General features: G+C 50.3%; 1 protein-coding gene. It reads right to left on the reverse strand.

Annotation, left to right across the window (positions count from 1 at the left end):
• Positions 1 to 39: 39 nt before the first annotated feature.
• Positions 40 to 1,184: hypothetical protein (locus tag QUA45_RS28905; protein WP_333223391.1), on the reverse strand; the 1,145-nt coding region annotated here is incomplete at its 5' end.

The following is a 1,184-nucleotide window of genomic DNA, read 5'->3' on the forward strand; positions in this document are numbered from 1 at the left end:
ATATTAGTAGAGCAAGGATTCCTTGCCCTACTAACAGCCTTAAAGCAGAGTAATTGCAGTCGATGCCGGAGCGCCAATCGAACCTGACCCAAAGCCCAAATTCACCACCCCACCAGTCAAACCGGGAAGATTGTTAATTGTCAGAGTAACGCTAGTTTGACCCGGATTAAAGTTCACCGTGCCGGACGAAGGATTCACAGCAAATGGACTAATTTTGTAGTCTACGTTGTTCGCAGGTTGACCGCCACCAGGGGCAACAATCAAATAGTCCACCGAAGCCGAAACCGAAGTATTGCCAGTCCGATTAATCGTAACAACTCCAGAACCACCATCAGCAATAGGATCGGGAGGCGAACCGTAAAAGAAGAAAGTCGGAGGCACAGCGGTAGTATCAATAGACCCCGTGAGACTGTCAAATGGCGTCGGCGTCGGCGTCGGCGTCACATTAGAAATCCCTTGATATTCAATTTTTCGCACTAGGTAGTCGGAACCGTCGTTTTTGAAGGAGGTGGCGGTGTAGGCAGCGGTGGGGCTATCGTAGGCTTTAGTGGAGAACCGCAGTTCGTCAAAAGTAGCGCCGCCGAGAGAGTCTCCTACTATCTGGAATTTAAAACTGCCATCGGTGCGATCGCCAATGAAAGTCACTCCATCTGAAGACACTGTAATGGGTTTTGGAGCGCTCGGAGCGTTGAGGCGAGCGATCTTAAAATTGGTGGCCGGTACCCGAACCCCATTATTAAAGATTTCCAGCAAACCAACTTCATTGCCCTGATCGCCCAAACCAGGACTTGTTTTGGGACTCAATCCACTGAGGTCGATCGTAGTGCTAGTAATGTCTTGGTTATCTGCCCATTTCACCTTCAGCGTCTGAGATTGATTGGTGTTGGGGTTGTGGTTGATTTCCGCCCGAATTTTCTTGGCGTCGGTGAACCAACCATCGTAAGAGGACGGGACGCCAATACCGCCGGTACTTCCGTAGCTCAACCAGCTTTTAGGGTTTTCGTTGCTTGCTAAGGTGAGGTTGCTGATGGCAGTAGGGTTGAGGTCGTCACTTTCCACGCCGTCAAAAGCTATCCCAGACAGTTTGATGCCTTGATTCTGCGCGGCATTGGGCCATTGTGCGATCAGGTCGCTGACGCTGCTGTAATTATTGGCTTGACCCAAAGAACCAGTAATAGTCGGCG

Source organism: Microcoleus sp. Pol12A5, from assembly GCF_036701435.1.
Classification (GTDB): Bacteria; Cyanobacteriota; Cyanobacteriia; order Cyanobacteriales; family Microcoleaceae; genus Microcoleus.